The sequence below is a fragment of the Enterococcus sp. AZ170 genome (assembly GCF_050545135.1).
Classification (GTDB): domain Bacteria; phylum Bacillota; class Bacilli; order Lactobacillales; family Enterococcaceae; genus Enterococcus_L; species Enterococcus_L ureilyticus.
On sequence record NZ_CP172947.1, the window covers coordinates 2,685,697 to 2,703,914 of the forward strand.

The following is an 18,218-nucleotide window of genomic DNA, read 5'->3' on the forward strand; positions in this document are numbered from 1 at the left end:
CTTCCTTAATATACCCCAAAGAAAACTTCTAAAATTGAAATAGTATCAAAAACAAAATTACCACTTCTAAAGTCTTTGTTCTTTAATAGATTAATTTTACTGCCTAAATTTGTTTTATAATTTATCACTTGTTCTATAATTTTTTTATTTTCGTTACTTATATAGTCTTCATAATGTTTATACAGACAAAGAAAATAACTTTGTTTCAGATTCTTCTTTTCTTGATATAAATAATGAGACAGAACTTCTCTCCTCATTCTTTTGATAAGTCCTTGTCTATGACCTGTAACATTATCACTATGTTGCCTGTACTTTATATAACTAGATTTATCACGAATTACTTCACCTTCAACAGATAAACATAAAATATATAGCCACACATCATGTTCAAATTTCTTTTTAAATGAAGTAAAATCCACATATTTAGCAAATTCAAATAATGATTTGTTAAATACATATGTACACCCAGCAACTCGGTGTCGAATCATCTCACTTCCCAAAGAAATTCTCATATTGTCAAACTTCTTTAGCCCGATACTCTTCAAATCACTTGAAACAAATTCCATATTTGAGAAGTATAGTTTTGGATGAGCATTACTGCCTAATAGATCTAATGCCTTAAAAAGCTTAACAGGTTCCCAATAATCATCTTGATCAGAGAAAGCAAAATAATCAAACTTCTCAGCTTCACCATATTTTAGCATCAATTCCCAAAAACTTTTTCCGTAGTTAATATTTTCTCCAACATAGAATTCTAATTTTTTATTTTCTTTGAATTCTTTCAAGATATCGACCGTTGTGTCAGATGAACCATCATCTCGAACATACAAAAATACTTTTACATGTTTTTGGGCAAGTATTGATTCAATTTGTTCTCTTAAATATTTTTCCCCATTATAAGTAGACATAAATACTGCTACTTTAACCATAATAAGTCCTCCATTAATTTCTATTCATCTTGCATATCCATGCATATCATATTAACATTTAGAAAAAATAAATTACCTATCATTTTCCTCAAAAAGATGCCTATAGTAATTCATCAATTTGGGCGTAGCGTTATTAATATTATATCCCTTTTTTTCAGCATCATTTATGTAACTTTCTCTATTATCTACTTTTACTGATTTTAAACACTCTAACCATGCTTTTTTTCCAGCACTTAAATTAATTTGCCAATAATTATTCGATATTTTTGCATCTACAGGAACTTTTTCAGAAGCTATCACTGGCAATCCAGCAACTTGAGCCTCCACTGCAACCATCCCTAATCCTTCATAATTTGAAGGAAACAAAAAAATATCCATAATTTGATAGTATACATTGACATTTTTAGTATTTGAAACAAACGTTACCTCATCCGCTATCCCTAATTCAGAAATTTTTTTTTCTAATACTTCCTTTAAAGGTCCCTCACCAACTAAAAGAAGCCTTGCTTCTTTTCTTTGCTTTAATAATTCGTTGAACAATTCGATAATAAATAATTGGTTTTTTTGCCAAACAAAACGACCGATATTTCCGACGACAAACTCATTTCCAGAATATCCAAATTGTTCTCTGAATTTATTTCTGGTTTCAACATCATAAGCGAAATGTTGAAGGTCAATCGCATTATTTATTATTTCCAATTGATTATTCGCAATTTTTTTTCCAAATAGCCATTGTCCAGCGTACAAAGTGGGTGCTGCATAATGTGTAGGATACACAGTGGAGAATAACCTTAATGTATATTTCAAAATATTTTTCTTTATTTCACCTGGAGCCGCGGTACTATGATTATGCGCAATTCGTATAGGAATACCACATTTTTTAGCAATTCTTAATGGAAACACACTTAATGAATTTATGTGTGAATGAACAATCGTATATTTTTCTTTTCTAAATAACTTTTCTAAATCTTTACTATAGTTTAGTATTGATTGATAGGGTGAGATTTCAATAATACGACCACCAAATTGTTGAATTTCTTTTCTTGGAACAATCGTTGAATCATTATCTATAATAAAATCGAATTGAATTTTAGAATGATCAAGATGACGATAATAATTCATTACAACAGCTTCAATTCCCCCCCCAATCATCTTTCCCATAATCATAGCAACTCTAATTACTTTTTTTTCATTATTCATCAGTGTTGAACTCCTATTTTTTCTTAACATAAATTGTTCAATATGCACCATTACTATTTGAATTAATTGATAGCATAGTTTTGGCTGTTGCAAAAATAATTTTAATATCACTCATTAAAGAAGGATTCGCGATGTACTCTAAATCAAGTTCCACCATGTCGTCAAAATGAATGTCATTTCTGCCGCATATTTGCCACAATCCTGTACAACCAGGTTTAACAGTCAGTCTTAGCATGTCATGTTGACTGTACTCTTTAACTTCTCTTTCTAGTGGAGGTCTTGGTCCTACTAATGTCATGTCACCTTTCAAAACATTCCAAAGCTGAGGTAACTCATCTATGCTTGTTTGACGTAACTTTTTCCCGATCTTGGTCACCCTAGGGTCTTTTTTTATTTTAAACATTGCACCTTCAATTTCGTTATATTCCAATAGCTCATCTAATTTCTTCTCTGCATCAGTACACATAGAACGAAATTTATACATAATAAACGGCTTTCCATTTTTACCGACTCGTTGTTGCGCAAATAACACGTGACCTTTTGAATCTTCTTTTTTTATTAAAAAAGCTACTATGAGAAATAAAGGACTAAAGCATATAAGTCCTATTAAACTTCCTAAAATATCTAATCCTCTTTTTGATATACGAAAAGATAAAGATCGTTGTGCAAAATCTCTTTCTAAATGCGAATTGTTAGATTCATTACTTCTTTTTATATATGCTTGTTTTTTCTCTTTGTCTTTACCAACATTTACAAACTTCCCCTCCAAATTAAGCACCCCTTTTAGCCCTGATTTGATCATACCAACAACTATGTATTAAAAACATACCAACAACAATATATAAAATCATTTAATTATTTGTTATCTCTAAAATAAACCAAATTTTTTCTTTTTAATCTCTCTAAAAATAGGTCTTTGGATACCATCCCCATTCAAGACATCTTTAGCCATTTGCTGCATAACCGCCACATGTTCCACGCCCATATCTTTCTCAATAGCATCATAAGCTTTTTTCATAAAAAAACCGCGTTTTTTTATGTTGTGGGCATCAGAAGCCATCATATAAATCATATTGTGTGAAACCATTTGTTTGGCTATACGCTCAATCTGTTTTCCAAAAACACCAACGTAACTTGGAGCTGTTAATTGAGTGAGTATCCCCATCTCTAAGAACGGCAATAATCGATTAGGATCTTCAATAAATTTACTGTTTCTTTCTGGATGAACGATCACCGGAATGTGCCCCGCTTTTAGTAGCTCAAAAAATAATCGTTCCGTATAAGCAGGGATATCGTTAGTCGGAAACTCAATTAGAATATATCGATTTTCAAGATCTGTAAATAAAATATCATTTGTCTGAATTTGTTCCAGTAGATCTCCACTGATCCGTACTTCTTGTCCTTCATATAAAGTAAGTGGGATACTCCGCTGATCTAATTCTTTTTGTAAAGTTGCCACGTGGGTAATGACCTGCTCAGCTGGGTTATCGTATTTACCATTATTATGATGCGGCGTACAAAGGATATGTGTGATTCCCTGTTTAACAGCCATCCGTGCCATATCAAGGGAATCATCGATTGTTTTGGCGCCATCATCAATACCTGGCAATATATGGCAATGTAAATCGATCATCGGCTTTCCCCTCTCTATTCTTTTTTATGATCCATAATAATATCCTTGATCTTCTATACTTTTCGACCCATTGTAAACAACCCCTAGGATATTTGCATCCACCAACTCTAGTAGGCTTTTCGCTTTCAGCAAAGAGTCTCTCTTTGAAACATTTTCACGGACCACTAGAATCGTACCGTCTGATTTTGATGAAACGATTTGTGCATCTGTCACCGCAACAACAGGTGGCATATCAAAAATAACCAAATCATATTGATGCTTTAACTCCTGAAGCAATTCTTGCATTCTTCTAGAATCTAATAATTCTGAAGGATTAGGTGGTTTCGGGCCACTTGCCATCAAAAATAAATTATCAACTCCGGAAGGTTGCACCACTTGATGTAACATCGTTTCACGGCTACCTAATAACGTACTCAATCCACGTGCATTATCTAAAGTAAATGTTTTGGCTACTGTAGGCTTGCGCATGTCCGCATCCACTAGTAAGACACGTTTACCAGAATTTGCAAATACAATCGCTAAATTTGCAGATGTAGTGGATTTTCCTTCACTTGGGCCAGAAGAAGTAATAACCAAGGTCTTTAAGTCTCTATCTACCATAGCGTACTGAATATTGGTTCGAATCGTTCGATATTGTTCTGAAATAGGGGAAGATTTATCAGCTAAAGTAATTAAACTTACAGCTTTTGTTTTCTGTTTTTTTTGCGCTCTTATTATATTTTTTGTCATTCTATACTCCTTTAAACTCGTGGACGACTTCTACGTATTGGTGGGGTAGAATTATCAGGCTTACTATTTTCTTTTGTTGTGGTAGGTTTAGGTACGTCTCTAGCCGGCCCTCTAGGATCATTCACAAATGAATCAGACACCGATGGATTACGTACTACTTTTGCATTTAGTTCCTTGGCTGTCATATTAGGTACGACACCTAATATCGTAAAGCCAAGCTCATCTTCTACAAAACTATCATCTTTGATTGTTTTATCAAATAATTCTAAAATGAAAGCTACAACTATTCCGAACATAATTCCTAAAGCCAAACCAATCATTAGATTTATTTTGTCGTTTGGTGAGACTTGATTCACATTTGCAGTTGCCGCAGATATAATCGTGATCTTGTCTACATTCAGCATATCTTTTGCTTGTTCTTGGAAAACCAAAGCAGTCTGATTGGCAATATTTTGTGCTACAAGTGGATCCGTTACTTTGGAAACGATTGAAAACATTTGAGAATTTTGTGATTGATTTACTGAGATACTTTCACCCAAAGCTTCAACAGTTAAATCATTATCATGCTCCGTTTTCATTCTTTGCTGTACTTCGGTCATTACCGTATCACTTTTGATCAAATCCTTATAGGTGTTGATCATCTGTAAATTTCCATTGATATCATTAACGTTGGTTGTTTCATTTTGCGGTAACCGCACGATCAATTGCGCCTGAGAACTGTATTTAGGAGTGATTACAAAATATGTTAATATTCCAGCGGCACCTAACCCTAAAAACATACTGACGATGATTAGACCGATACGTTTTTTTAATACTCCGATTAATTCTTGTAAACTGATTGTCTCTTCCATTTTTTCCTCCAATTAACTACTTACAAATAATTATAGATTTTAGCTGAAGCAACTACAAGGTTATTTGTACAGAATAGCTATCAATTATTTCAATATTTATTGAAATAATTGATAGAGTTCATTCTAACAAGCCAAAAAGCTTTATCCTAGAGGTTCTTCACTAGGCAGGATTTCTTCTTGATTTACTATTACTTCACCCATCGCTTGCTTTTCTAGAAGGTTGTCAATTACATCCATTTTATCAACTAACTCTTTTTTCAATGTTTCATTTTTGATCTGATCTAACTGATTAAAAATAAGAATAAAATTATCCATAGTTACACTATCGGACAATACTCCATCTTTGCTCATAGCAGTAATTTCTTGTTTTAAATCAGAATAGTATTTGACTTGAGTATCCATTTCAGTTAAAAATGCAATGATGGCGTTATTCCACTCATTTTCAGAATCAGCGATTTTACTACGAAGTTTAGAAATAGCTGTAACTGACGCCAGCTCGTTGATGATGATATCTATAGTCTGAGCTGTCCAGTCGTTTGGCGCATGAACAAGTAATGCGGTTATTTGCTCTTGTATTTCTTTTTTATTCTTAAGATTCTTTATTTTAGTGGTCATTTCTTTTTTTCCTTGTGTTACTTCGACAGTATCTACAGAAAAATCATTACTTTTTAAATCGAAGTCTTTTGCTTCTGTTTTTAGAGAAAGGATTTCACGTTCCATTTCCTTTAATTTCTCCATATCAACAGGCTCTACTAAAAATTCTTCCTGATCATTTTGATAGAATTGAAGAATTTGTTTATTAAGTCTTTGTATTTTTACAGTTTCATTTTTTATCGTTGTTTTTGCATATTCGACTTTTCGTTGACGTTCTTTATTAGCATTTGATTGTAATCCTAAAAAACAAATACCAATTGAACTGATGATTACAATCAAATAGATGACCTTCATTACTGACTTACTACCAAACCTTCCACTTTTTATCACTACTACACTCCTTTAGGGATACCTTACTTTTAAATAACCAACTTTTGTATTTTGGACATACCAATCCTCATACTTATTGTGCCTCTATTTTATAGATGCTAAAAATGCCAAATAATCTGCTTGTTCAACAGTTTCCTTAACACTTATTTTATTGAAGTGACCTTCTAAAAAATCAGTCTGTAAACCAGATACCAAATGTGTAATTGTCGCGTTCCCTATCAATTCCATCCAATAGCCATCTGAATCATCTTCATGAACTACAGTTTTTACCATGCCACCAGTATTTTTAACAGTAATCGGTTCACTGCATTCTCCTTCGTTCAACAGGACATACATTAGACTGCTTGCACACATTGCAGTACCGCATGCGCTAGTGAATCCAACCCCACGTTCAAACGTGCGCACAAAGATTTCATTTTTTCCTAATATCTCAACAAAGCTCACATTGACTCCATCTGGAAATAGTGGGTTGACACCATTTACATATGCCGCGATTCGTTCAAATTCTTCTCCCATAAGAGTTTGACGGTCTACAAATGTGATTAAATGTGGATTAGGAACAGCTACTACTGAAAATCTCAGATCGTTAGACAATTCTGGGATCACTTCATCCATTATGGTATTATTTTCAGTCTGCATCGGAATCGCAGCTGCTTCAAAACGAACAGGTGAAATTTCTACTTGATAGGTAACTACTTGTTCCGCTAGATTAGGCGCCTTGCGTACTTTAAGGTCAGCAAACATAGTCTCCACAGTAAAGGAGCTTTTTTTATACTTTTCGGCTAAATACCTAGCTACAGTACGTAAACCGTTCCCGCACATACTGGCTTCACTACCATCGCGATTGACCACCCGCATCTTAGCGAGTGATTCACCATTTAGTACTTCTTCCACTAGCAATAAGCCATCAGCACCACCTAAAAGACCTGTCTCTCTATCACATAGGCGAGTGCGTAAAGTGTCGATTTCCTTTTCCGTAAGGGGCTCATCCAACTGCGTTTCATCTATTAAAAAGAAATCATTTTCTGATCCATGAACTTTTTGCATAGTTATCTTCATTATAGTTCTCCCTTACTCTCCCTAATTTTATATTCCTAACTAATAGTATGCCACAAACAAAAAGAGGAAAACAGCATAATTTACTGTTTTCCTCAAAAAGTTTCTAAAAACGTTGTTTTGTTCTTAATTATTTAGCTGCTGCAAAGCGTTTATTCACTTCATCCCAGTTTACTACGTTCCAAAATGCATCAATGTACTCTGGACGTACATTTTTGTAATTTAAATAGTAAGCATGTTCCCAAACGTCTAAACCTAAAACTGGTGTTTTACCATCCATTAAAGGTGAGTCTTGGTTTGCAGTTGAAGTAATTTCTAGCTTACCGTTATTCAAAACTAACCATGCCCAACCTGAACCAAAGCGTCCAGTTGCAGCTGTTTTAAATTCTTCTTTTAATTTATCAAAACTACCAAATGAGGCGTCAATAGCCTCATTGATGTCGCCTGTTGGCGCACCACCAGCATTTGGTGCCATGATTTCCCAGAAGAATGAGTGATTGGCATGTCCGCCACCATTATTACGTACTGCTGTACGAATATCTTCAGGAATGCTATCCATATCAGCAATCAATTCTTCTACTGATTTAGTCCCTAATTCAGGATGCTTTTCGATTGCAGCATTTAAATTCGTCACATAAGTGTTATGGTGTTTGTCATGGTGTAAATGCATTGTTTCCACATCGATGTGAGGTTCTAATGCATCATAAGCATAAGGTAAATCTGGTAAAGTGTAAGTCATAAAAAATCCCTCCATTAATTAAGTATAAAGTTTCATACATTTATAGCATAACAGATTTTATGGCAACCTTCAAAGTAATTGCTTACAAAGTTTGATATAAACTTGTTTTTCCTTGATATCTCCTTTAAAATGACGTGTATACTCAATTTCAAGTCAGGAGAGAAATCATGAATTCATTTACGCTTTTTAAACACTCGTTATTTAGATTAACTGATCTCAATCAGGCAAAAAAAATGCCTTTTTGGAAAGTTATTTTATATGTTTTTTTTCTAAGTATCATTCTTGCCTTGCCAATAACAAAGCAAATATTTTCTATTATGAACGACATTAAGAGTGATGGACAAGAAATCGCTACAAAACTACCTGATTTCAACATTACAGATGGAAAATTTCAAACTTCTCAAGAAGCTGAAGGTTTCATCTATCAGACAAACTCAATCATTTTTACATTTGATCCAGATGGAAAACGCACTCTTAATGATGTGGCAGCTGATTCCGTAGGAAGCGCTGTTGGTCTAGGTTTTTTGAAAGATGAATTTGTTGTAGCTTTGCCTAATTCAGGTGCTGCCGATGCGTTGTTAGGCGCTAATCAATTTGAAGTCCCCTATTCTAAAGGAACTTTAGACGGCTTGAATAGTAAACAGTTGAAACTAGCTTTAGATGAGGCAAATGTCCCTTTTTGGATAAAGTTAATTGTCTTTATTGTTACGTTGTATCCCACTTTCATCAACTTGGTCATCAACTTACTTATGATAACTATCGGTGCCAATCTTTATAGTAAGATCCGTTTGTATAAATTACGTTTTTTAGATTGTTTAAAAATCGCAACTTATTGTGCGACACTGCCTGTGATCATCAGTAGTATTCTTCATTTTCTCACTCGCTCATTTGATGACAGTTTCCTAATCGTCTTCACTTCATTACTGATCTTCTTTTTTGCTATTCGTAATGAGGAACGGCGAGAAACACCTTTAGTTTAACTTATAAAAACAAATGAATTGAATCTTAAACATTTCTTACATAATTTGGCTTATAATTATGTAAGAAACTGGAACATAAATGATACTTATTTAGAAATGTCTTATAAAATAAATGCATAGTAATAGGGAGAGAATTAATTATGGGAGAATTGACCCATCGTAAAAATACTCGTCAGGTTAAGATTGGCGATTTAACGATTGGCGGAAGTGATGAGTTGTTTATTCAAAGTATGTGTACCACAAAAACACATGATATCGATGGCACTGTAGCTCAAATCAAACGCTTAGAAGAAGCTGGTTGTCAAATCGTCCGTGTGGCAGTCCCTGATGAGGCAGCAACAGAAGCTTTAGGTGCTATCAAACGTCAGATTTCGATTCCTTTAGTTGCTGACATCCATTTTGATTATCGTTTAGCACTAAAAGCTATCGAACAAGGCGTAGACAAAATCCGAATCAATCCAGGAAATATTGGTCGTAAAGATCGTGTAGAAAAAGTCGTCACAGCCTGTAAGGCCAAAGAAATTCCAATCCGAATCGGTGTCAATGCTGGTTCATTAGAGAAAAAATTCTTGCAAAAATACGGGTATCCAACTGCAGAAGCCATGGTAGCCAGTGCTGTTGAACATATCGAGATACTTGAAGAGTTAGATTTTTACGATATTATTGTTTCATTGAAGGCAAGTGATGTTAACTTAGCAGTCGAAGCTTATACTCTAGCAGCACAAACGTTCGATTATCCGCTACATTTAGGCATTACAGAAGCTGGAACAAAATTTTCTGGCGGTATAAAATCAGCTGCTGGTCTTGGGGCATTGTTATCACGAGGTATTGGAAATACTTGTCGAGTGTCATTATCAGCCGATCCTGTCGAAGAAATCAAAGTCGCCAAAGAAGTTTTAAAAGCTTTTGGTTTGGCAAGTAATGCTGCGACATTAATTTCTTGCCCAACTTGTGGACGGATCGAAATCGATTTAATCCCAATCGCTAATGAAATTGAAGAATATATCGAAACCATCAAAGCACCCATCAAAGTAGCGGTTTTAGGTTGTGCTGTTAATGGACCTGGTGAAGCGCGGGAAGCTGATATCGGGATTGCTGGTGGAAACGGTAAGGGAATGCTTTTCAAAAAGGGGAAAATCATCCGAACTGTTCCAGAAGAAATCATGGTCGATGAATTGAAGAAAGAAGTCGATATTCTTGCTGCGGCTTATGCTCGCGGAGAAAAAATATAATCCAAAACCAAAAAAGAGTGGAATGATGTGATTATCAGTTCACTCTTTTTTGGTTTTGGATACTTTTTTGTTACAATAAAGTAGCGAGGAGGAATCAACATGGGACAACCAATAATTTATCTGTATGAACAATTGAAAGAAGAGCAAGTTGAAACAATCAAGCGAGCTGCTCCTGCGTATACTATTATCGATGCTCAAAAAGAAACAACTCAAATGATAGAGGACGATATCCAGATTATGCTTGGCTGGGACAAAGAATTAGGTCAACGTTTGTTAGCTTCTGAATCAAGTCGACTACAATGGGTCCAAGCTATTTCAGCTGGTGTAGACTCTTACGATTTGAAGCGTTTCGCTGATAAAAAAATCTTGCTTTCTAATGCTAGCGGCATTCACAGCGTATCTATATCAGAACATGTTTTAGGGACATTATTGACTGAATTCCGTGGGATTCGAGCCAGTATCAATAACCAATCGAAAAATGAGTGGACAAGAGAAAATATCACTTATCAGCAACTTTCTGAGCAAAAAATGTTGATCATTGGAACGGGACATATCGGACAACAGCTTGCTGTTTTCTCACAAGGTCTAGGAATCCAAACTTATGGCGTAAATACATCTGGTCATGCAACAAATGGTTTTATTGAATGTTACTCACATAAAAATATCAGCCGGATTGTCAATGAAATGGATATTGTTGTAAATATTCTCCCTTTGACCGATGATACTTATCAGATGTATAACGAAAGATTGTTTCTTGCAATGAAGCCTGGAACCGTTTTTGTCAATGTTGGGCGAGGACCTTCTGTCAATACAAATGATTTGATTGATGCATTGAATACGGGTCATCTACGTTTTGCGGCTTTGGATGTTTTTGAAGAGGAACCGTTACCTAGTGACAGCCCATTATGGCACATGGATAATGTCTTGATCACTCCTCATATCTCTGGGTTAACCCCTAAATTTAAAACAAAACTATCACTAATATTTATGCAAAACCTCAAACAATTTCTAAAAGATCATACACTAGTAAAAAATGAAATATCCTTGCATCAAGGCTATTGATCAAAAAAACACTGATTCCACACTCACTCTAATGCGTTGAATCAGTGTTTTTTTATAATTTCCGATCCTTTTCTGTTTCTTTTACCAGATAAATCGGCCGTTTTTTTGTCTCTAAGAAAATTTTCCCAATATATTTCCCAATGATCCCCAGACAAAGTAACTGCAATCCCCCAACAAATAAAAAAATACAAACCATCGACGGCCAACCACTTGTCGGATCTCCTTTAATGATTGTTCTGAAGAAAATCACAAACATTGTTATCACTGAACCCACACATGAAAAAGCCCCAATATAAGAAGCAAGATTTAATGGTGCTTCTGAGAAATTAACGATTCCATCGATCGAATAACTTAGTAAACTCCAAAAAGACCAAGACGTAGCTCCAGCTACTCGTTCGCGGTTCTCATAGGAAAGATATGCTGTATTAAAACCGACCCAACTAAAAATGCCTTTTGAAAAACGATTATACTCAGTTAATTCTAAAATCGCATCTACCATTTGGCGTGTCATCAAACGAAAATCACGTGCGCCATCAACCATCTCAGTTTCTCCAATTTTATTGACTAAACGATAAAACATTTTCGCAAAAAAACTACGAATAGGCGGTTCACCGGCACGATCTCCCCGTCTGGTACCCACACAATCAAGTTCTTGATTTGTTTCTAGCATTTGGATCATCTGAGGTAATAGCTCTGGCGGATCCTGTAAATCTACATCCATGACAGTTACCAAGCTTCCATTTGCTTCCTTAAGCCCTGCATACAACCCAGCTTCTTTCCCAAAGTTTCTGGAAAAAGAAAGATAACGTACTTTTTCAGGATGCTCTTTATATAATTTTCTAAGTGTACTTAAGGTATGGTCAGTCGATCCATCATTAATAAATATGTATTCTATATCCTGTTGTATTTCCGAACTCACTTTTTCCACTTCATCAAAAAACAATGGAATTGACTCCTCTTCATTGTAACAAGGAACAATAATCGATAGCATAAAATTTCCTCCAAAAAAGTATTCTTTTTTGATTATAGCATACATTCTTAACTGAATAATAATAAAATTATGTATAAACGTATTCACCATAATGAAAGGGGGAAACCTCCTATAAAATACAGAAAAAAACAAATTTAAACTATATAAATAACACATATTTTTTAATTAGATATAAATTGAAATATATAAATTCCAATAGATGCAACAATACAAACTACAAATAAAATATTAATGTAACTTTAAATAATTATTAGATTTCTAATTTATAATTGAAATCCCTAGATTAAATGGTTATTATAAAGAGAATTAATTTTTATGCTCTATTTATCTTTGTAAAACTAATCATCAGAAATTGCAATAACTTTTAAACAAAATCACTAAAAGGAGACTAAATATGCTAGAAGACATTTTATTAGATGATGTTGCCCAACGCAAGATCAGTGTTTTTAATCAACTATTAGCTACAGCAGATGGTACATATAGCATTCATTATTTTGAACAGTTCACAGATTTTTCTTATGCTCGTTTAATTTCTTTGTTTGCTGAGATACATGAGGATCTCATGGAGAAACAAAACCTTGAATTATTGAACGATCAAGGAAAGGTACATATTGATTTATCCAAGTTGCGAGATATTCCATACGCTCAATTTTTATTTCGTAAAAGCTTACCTTATAAGTTTTTACTTGCGACAATTTCGGAAAATAATTATACGATTGAACACTTTTGCAGAGATCATTTTATTAGTCGGGCTTCGATTATTCGAAGACTGCAACCATTGATTAATTATTTAAAAGATTTCGATATTCAGTTGAATTGTTCCAAACTCCAACTTACAGGGAAAGAAAACTTGATTCGCATTGTTTATCTAAACTTTTTTTGGATCGCATCATGCGGGGAAGATCTTTTTTTAGCGTTAGATGAAACAAAAAGAGGGGTTGAGCTGTTTGATTCACATGACCATCAATGGATGACTTATGCTGAACCAAGAGAATGGTATCTTCTAACAACAATTTCTCAATTACGAATCAAAAAGAAACACTTCATTATCGAGCCTCCCTTCAAACAATTAACTTTTCCAAAAGTAAATATGTCTTTTATTAAAAAGCTGGAACAATCGAAGATCCCTCAGCAATTCATAGAAAGAGAAGCTACTTTTCTTTCCTTTATGATGTTCTATTGGAGCATTTATTTTTACGCAGACGATCCTAGGCTAAGCTATGTAAAAGAGTATATGAGAAGTGACCAGCAGCCTTTAGGAAATTTGATTGAACGCTTTGAAGGCTTTTATCAATCTTTATTTTCTGAGAAAAAATTATCTAATGACATAAAAGAATTACTAAATGCCAATCTCTTTACTACTTGTCTCAATCACTTTGTATTGAAAGATTCACTCCCACTGGCCATTAACTTTATGGAGAAATGTATCAAAGAGCAAAATCCGTTGTATCAACCACTTTCAGTAAAAGTCCGATCATTCTTGGCTGAGATCATTTTACTCCCAGAATTCGCTTGGATAAAGAATTGTTTGGAAGATTTAGTTTATATTTGTTCTTATTTACTCCTTCCTTTTTATGAAAGAAATAATCCTAAATATCAGTTGAATGTAGGAATTATTTTGTCGCCGAATGCTATATTCTTGAAACCTCTTTTTGATTTTTTAGAGCATCTTTCATTTGTCACCGTTTCTTTTGTCTCCTCAACATCTGACGATGATTATGATTTCTACATAGCAGCATCAAAACTATTGCTGCCAGAAAAAATCAAGCAAACTGATAATTTCCAAGTCATTCCATTATCACATGCCCTTGATTATCAAGCGAATCTTATCGATACGTTACATAAAAAATATACAGAAAAATCGACTTCATTATCTAGTTAAAAAACGAGCCTTGGACAAAACTAGTTGCTAGTTATGTCTAAGGCTCTTTACTATAAAAGAAACTATTGAAAATTTACTTCATCCAGCTAAGCTGATTTTTTATTGTTTCAAATCTTCTTTATTTTCAGCGAAGTTGTATTTCGGTTCATCTTTGTCTTCATCATAATCCACTAATAAATCATACCCTTTAAAAAACCAATCATCCGTTTCTTCAATAAAATAAGTAATGCCTTCAATCTCTTCTTTGACTTGTGGTTGATCTGGCGCTTCTACTGACATGGCTATAGAAAACCCTTCATGGACATCTGTCTTACCGTAAATTTTACCGTAAAAACGAATACCACTATCCGAGGTAACACCGACTTCCTCTTTGAACCATTGTTGCGCACGCGGCGTAATTGTTAATTTCATCTTCAATTTCCTCCTAACATGAAAGCTAGTTATCACTCTTGTTATTTTAGCACAGAGTTTGTCTTTCAGAGAATAAAGTGCTTGGCCTTACTCATTCATCTTTTCATCCAGCAAATCAACATCGTCTGTTTCGCCAACTACCAATAGGTTATCATTTTCTCGTACCATCTCTTCAGCTGCTGGCGAGGCAATTACTTCTGATTTTGAGCGGCGGATGGCCACTACGGTCAAGCCAAAGCGTTGACGAAAATTCAAGTCCCCCAGTGTTTTGCCATAAAATTTAGGATTTGATACGCGAACCTCTGCTAATGATACTTCATTTGATAGTTCGATATAGTCTAAAATATTTCGAGAAACTAATTTATGTGCTACTCTGATGCCCATGTCTCTTTCAGGATGAACAACCAAGTCAGCTCCAATCTTTTCTAATACTCTGGCATGGTACTCATTCACGGCTTTAGCTAAAACGTTTGGAACACCCATTTCCTTTACCATCAAAGTGACTAAAATACTCGCTTGAATATCTTCACCGATTGCAACAACGACATGATCGAAGTTACGAATTCCTAAAGAACGCAATGTTGCTTCATCTTGCGCATTTGCTACAACTGCGTGGGTTGCTATATTCATGTATTCATTTACTCGGTCTTCATTACTATCAATCGCCAAAACTTCTTGACCTGACTCGATCAACGTTTGACAAATGCTGCCGCCAAATCTTCCTAGACCAATAATTGCAAAATTTTGCTTCATGTTTATTTCTCCTAGCATTAGATTTAGTTTAAGTATAACAAACAGATAGCTAATTGAACAGAAACAGTAAATCATTCCGTGTTGTACGTACTATTTCTACTTTATTTGTTACTGCTGAGTACTTATTTTACTACTAAAAAAAGTGAACAAGATTGCCTTATTCACCCGTAGTTGTCTATTTTTTATTTTGCTAAACCGTGCTGAAATGCATAGATTGCCGCTTGTGTACGATCTTCAACATCTAGTTTTGCTAAGATATTCGAGACATGTGTTTTAACTGTTTTTAGCGTAATAAATAACTCATCTGCAATTTCCTGATTACTACGACCTTTGGCAATCAACATTAAAATTTCATGCTCACGATTCGTCAAATCCTCATGTAAAACTGGCTCTTGCTTTTTCGTTAAGCGTTCCATCATTTTAGTCGTTACTTCTGGTTCTAACACACGTTCACCTCTAGCAATAGCACGTATGGCATTGGCAATTTCATGTGCCGTAGAGGTCTTCAATAGGTAGCCCGCAGCACCAGCTTCAATGGCTGGATAGACTTTTTCATCATCAATAAAACTAGTCACAATAATGATACGGGCTTGGGGCCAATCTTTTAAAATTGCTTTTGTTGATTCGATCCCATCCATCACATCCATGACTAAATCCATTAAAATCACATCTGGTCGTAATTCGAGGGCTTTTTCATAACCGATCTGACCATTTTCCGCTTCTCCAACGACTTCAATATCTTCTTGAATCGACAAATATGAGGATACTCCTAATCGCACCATTTCATGGTCATCTACTAACATTACTTTGATCACTTATCATTTCCTCCTTTATTACAGGCACTTTGATCTCAACACTTGTCCCTTGTCCTTTAAAACTGATGATCTTCACGATACCGCCCATACCTGCTACACGTTCGCGAATATTTTTCAAGCCATAACTTCCAGCCTTATTATCATTTTCACTCATATCAAAACCGACACCATCATCGACTAAACGCAACAGAACATTTTTGTCTACTTGATGAAGATATACCTCAAGTTCTTTTGCTTTTGCATGACGAAGCGTGTTGGATAATAGTTCTTGTACGATTCGGAATAAATGATCCTCGATACTATTATTTAAATGAACATCCTCAACATCCCAAGTCAATTCGATTTTGATTTTCGTTTGTAATTCTTTTAATAATTGTTCAATTCCCTTACGTAAACTCTTACCTTCTAAGCTCACAGGACGTAAATGAAGCAGCAAAGCACGCATCTCAGATTGAGAGGCGTTGATAATATCGGTTACAGTTACCAATTGTTTACGGAACATCTCTAGCGTATCACTACGCTGGGCTTGTTCATTCAAAGCAGATAACATCATCATCGCAGCAAATAACTGCTGACTGACAGAATCATGAAGTTCTCTAGCTAGACGATGACGTTCCGCTTCTAAGATTTCCTCTTTTGTCTCTCCATCCATGATTTGTGGACGACTATTCAATAATTGCAATTCTTTTGACATTTCCAATAATTTCGTTCGAATTTTGAAAATATCATGATCGACTTCGCCGATGTATTGATCATTGCTCGCATGTGGTACGCTTTTAGTAATGACAGGATTTTCGTAACTGCCTCGAGCTAACAAACGAAGTTTTTCTTCAATTCTACCATATTGTGCTTTTTGTACAATAGATACGAGTAGAAATGTTGATAATCCCACTAACAGTGAGATCAAGAGCATATGGAAAATCAAAGGAATATAAAATACTTTCCTTTGAAGTAATTCCAACATCCAATTTTTTTGTTTGATTGAATGAAAATAAGAGAACAGAGTGAGTAGAACGACAATAAATGTACTACATGCGGCATATAGTGAAAGCATCTGTCTGGATATCTTCCCCATCATACGCGGATCACCTCTAAATCTCCGACTAATGTATTGGTGATGATCTTTAGGCGGCGATTATTTGTGTCATAATCATGGCTATAGAGTTTTAATGATTCATTTTTTAAATGATATTTTTCTTCTTCAAAATTAACATTTCCATAAAATGTCGAATGTTCTAGCATAACTGCAACCCCAAGAGGAACTAAAATTCTAGTTCGGCCAAAGCCTTTGCGGATGATGATGATGCTATCATCTTTAGGTAATAAGGTATTGCCTAAGTCAACGATCGTATCCCCAGAAAGCACGTCTATATTGATATCATCCCATTCATAAACATTACTCCCGATACGTTCATTGGCAAACCAAGGACGCTTAAAGCGGCGACCGCTTTTAGGTTCGACATTCGTTGTTTCTACCATGATCATTTGTTTCTTTCGCCACGGAGCTCGTTGAGTAATATCAACTCCTGCGATTTCAACACCTTTTAGACCAATAAATAAAACACCAAAAACCAACATCAACCAAAATGCCGGGCTATTCATTACTCCTATCAAAATCAAAATGATCCCCAATACTAACTGGAAATTATTGAAATTACTGCGATGTACTTTTTTAAGTGCATAAACTGCACTCAAGATACCTAATACTAATACCACTACTAAACCTGGGTTATGTATAATTTGCCATAAGGCTAATATAAAAAGTAATGCTTCTACTACGATAAAAAAACGCCATGGGTTATTCATTATAATCCCCCTTCCTATGAAATTAGTATACCTTGATTCCCATACTAATGTTAGTTGCTAAAGCCTCATTTTGCTATAGGACTTTAGCCCTAATTTTTAAATACAGACAAGAGTCTCTCTATAATTTATTCAGGTTTAAAGGGCAAGTCAAAACTAATGATAGCT

Annotated in this window: 19 protein-coding genes; 4 read left to right on the top strand and 15 right to left on the bottom strand. The window is 34.8% G+C overall.

The window, feature by feature from the left end; translation table 11 throughout:
• Positions 1–5 precede the first annotated feature (5 nt).
• From IGJ55_RS12985 to IGJ55_RS13025, 9 genes are all read right to left on the bottom strand, one after another.
• Positions 6–929 (bottom strand): glycosyltransferase, encoded by a 924-nt coding sequence (locus IGJ55_RS12985; RefSeq protein ID WP_429948896.1) that lies wholly within the window; start codon positions 927–929, stop codon positions 6–8.
• Between the two features lie 72 nt (positions 930–1,001).
• The gene (locus tag IGJ55_RS12990) at positions 1,002–2,129 is read right to left on the bottom strand and encodes a glycosyltransferase (RefSeq protein ID WP_430606607.1); all 1,128 of its coding nucleotides are present in this window, start codon (positions 2,127–2,129) and stop codon (positions 1,002–1,004) included.
• Positions 2,130–2,166: 37 nt separating this feature from the next.
• Entirely contained in the window at positions 2,167–2,931 is a 765-nt protein-coding gene (locus IGJ55_RS12995; RefSeq protein ID WP_083244291.1) for a sugar transferase, read from the bottom strand.
• Between the two features lie 66 nt (positions 2,932–2,997).
• Positions 2,998–3,762: a tyrosine-protein phosphatase gene (locus IGJ55_RS13000; RefSeq protein WP_207121180.1), complete on the bottom strand. Its 765-nt coding sequence runs from the start codon at positions 3,760–3,762 to the stop codon at positions 2,998–3,000.
• Positions 3,763–3,786: 24 nt separating this feature from the next.
• A complete protein-coding gene (locus IGJ55_RS13005; protein ID WP_069639080.1) occupies positions 3,787–4,491 on the bottom strand; it encodes a CpsD/CapB family tyrosine-protein kinase in 705 nt (234 codons plus the stop codon).
• 11 nt (positions 4,492–4,502) lie between these two features.
• Positions 4,503–5,342, bottom strand: coding sequence for a YveK family protein (locus IGJ55_RS13010; protein ID WP_207121181.1), 840 nt, complete (start codon positions 5,340–5,342; stop codon positions 4,503–4,505).
• Between the two features lie 141 nt (positions 5,343–5,483).
• Positions 5,484–6,326, bottom strand: a complete 843-nt coding sequence (locus IGJ55_RS13015; protein ID WP_069639078.1) for a hypothetical protein — start codon at positions 6,324–6,326, stop codon at positions 5,484–5,486.
• Between the two features lie 84 nt (positions 6,327–6,410).
• Positions 6,411–7,385 (bottom strand): diaminopimelate epimerase, encoded by a 975-nt coding sequence (dapF, locus tag IGJ55_RS13020; protein WP_430606608.1) that lies wholly within the window; start codon positions 7,383–7,385, stop codon positions 6,411–6,413.
• Positions 7,386–7,512: 127 nt separating this feature from the next.
• Entirely contained in the window at positions 7,513–8,121 is a 609-nt protein-coding gene (locus IGJ55_RS13025) for a superoxide dismutase (RefSeq protein ID WP_430606609.1), read from the bottom strand.
• A gap of 167 nt (positions 8,122–8,288) precedes the next feature.
• Here IGJ55_RS13025 and IGJ55_RS13030 point away from each other — a divergent pair, with 167 nt between their 5' ends.
• The 3 genes from IGJ55_RS13030 (at position 8,289) to IGJ55_RS13040 (ending at position 11,395) form a co-directional block, all read left to right on the top strand.
• Positions 8,289–9,101: a DUF1189 domain-containing protein gene (locus IGJ55_RS13030; protein ID WP_430606610.1), complete on the top strand. Its 813-nt coding sequence runs from the start codon at positions 8,289–8,291 to the stop codon at positions 9,099–9,101.
• A gap of 140 nt (positions 9,102–9,241) precedes the next feature.
• A complete protein-coding gene (gene ispG, locus IGJ55_RS13035) occupies positions 9,242–10,333 on the top strand; it encodes a flavodoxin-dependent (E)-4-hydroxy-3-methylbut-2-enyl-diphosphate synthase (RefSeq protein ID WP_430606611.1) in 1,092 nt (363 codons plus the stop codon).
• Between the two features lie 99 nt (positions 10,334–10,432).
• A complete protein-coding gene (locus IGJ55_RS13040) occupies positions 10,433–11,395 on the top strand; it encodes a phosphoglycerate dehydrogenase (RefSeq protein ID WP_430606612.1) in 963 nt (320 codons plus the stop codon).
• Positions 11,396–11,447: 52 nt separating this feature from the next.
• Here IGJ55_RS13040 and IGJ55_RS13045 read toward each other — a convergent pair whose 3' ends face one another.
• Positions 11,448–12,386: a glycosyltransferase family 2 protein gene (locus IGJ55_RS13045; protein WP_430606613.1), complete on the bottom strand. Its 939-nt coding sequence runs from the start codon at positions 12,384–12,386 to the stop codon at positions 11,448–11,450.
• Between the two features lie 394 nt (positions 12,387–12,780).
• Between IGJ55_RS13045 and IGJ55_RS13050 the strand changes: the two genes are divergently transcribed.
• Entirely contained in the window at positions 12,781–14,268 is a 1,488-nt protein-coding gene (locus tag IGJ55_RS13050; protein ID WP_207121185.1) for a helix-turn-helix domain-containing protein, read from the top strand.
• 99 nt (positions 14,269–14,367) lie between these two features.
• On the opposite strand, the gene IGJ55_RS13055 is transcribed toward IGJ55_RS13050, so the two are convergent.
• The 5 genes from IGJ55_RS13055 to liaF form a co-directional block, all read right to left on the bottom strand.
• Positions 14,368–14,679, bottom strand: coding sequence for a HesB/YadR/YfhF family protein (locus IGJ55_RS13055; RefSeq protein WP_430606614.1), 312 nt, complete (start codon positions 14,677–14,679; stop codon positions 14,368–14,370).
• Positions 14,680–14,766: 87 nt separating this feature from the next.
• Positions 14,767–15,432, bottom strand: coding sequence for a potassium channel family protein (locus IGJ55_RS13060; protein ID WP_069639070.1), 666 nt, complete (start codon positions 15,430–15,432; stop codon positions 14,767–14,769).
• A gap of 182 nt (positions 15,433–15,614) precedes the next feature.
• A complete protein-coding gene (locus IGJ55_RS13065; RefSeq protein ID WP_069639069.1) occupies positions 15,615–16,247 on the bottom strand; it encodes a response regulator in 633 nt (210 codons plus the stop codon).
• Positions 16,222–17,325: a sensor histidine kinase gene (locus tag IGJ55_RS13070; RefSeq protein WP_207121094.1), complete on the bottom strand. Its 1,104-nt coding sequence runs from the start codon at positions 17,323–17,325 to the stop codon at positions 16,222–16,224. Before IGJ55_RS13070 ends, IGJ55_RS13065 begins: the two co-directional genes overlap by 26 nt.
• The gene (liaF, locus tag IGJ55_RS13075; protein WP_069639067.1) at positions 17,322–18,053 is read right to left on the bottom strand and encodes a cell wall-active antibiotics response protein LiaF; all 732 of its coding nucleotides are present in this window, start codon (positions 18,051–18,053) and stop codon (positions 17,322–17,324) included. Before liaF ends, IGJ55_RS13070 begins: the two co-directional genes overlap by 4 nt.
• Between the last annotated feature and the right edge of the window lie 165 nt (positions 18,054–18,218).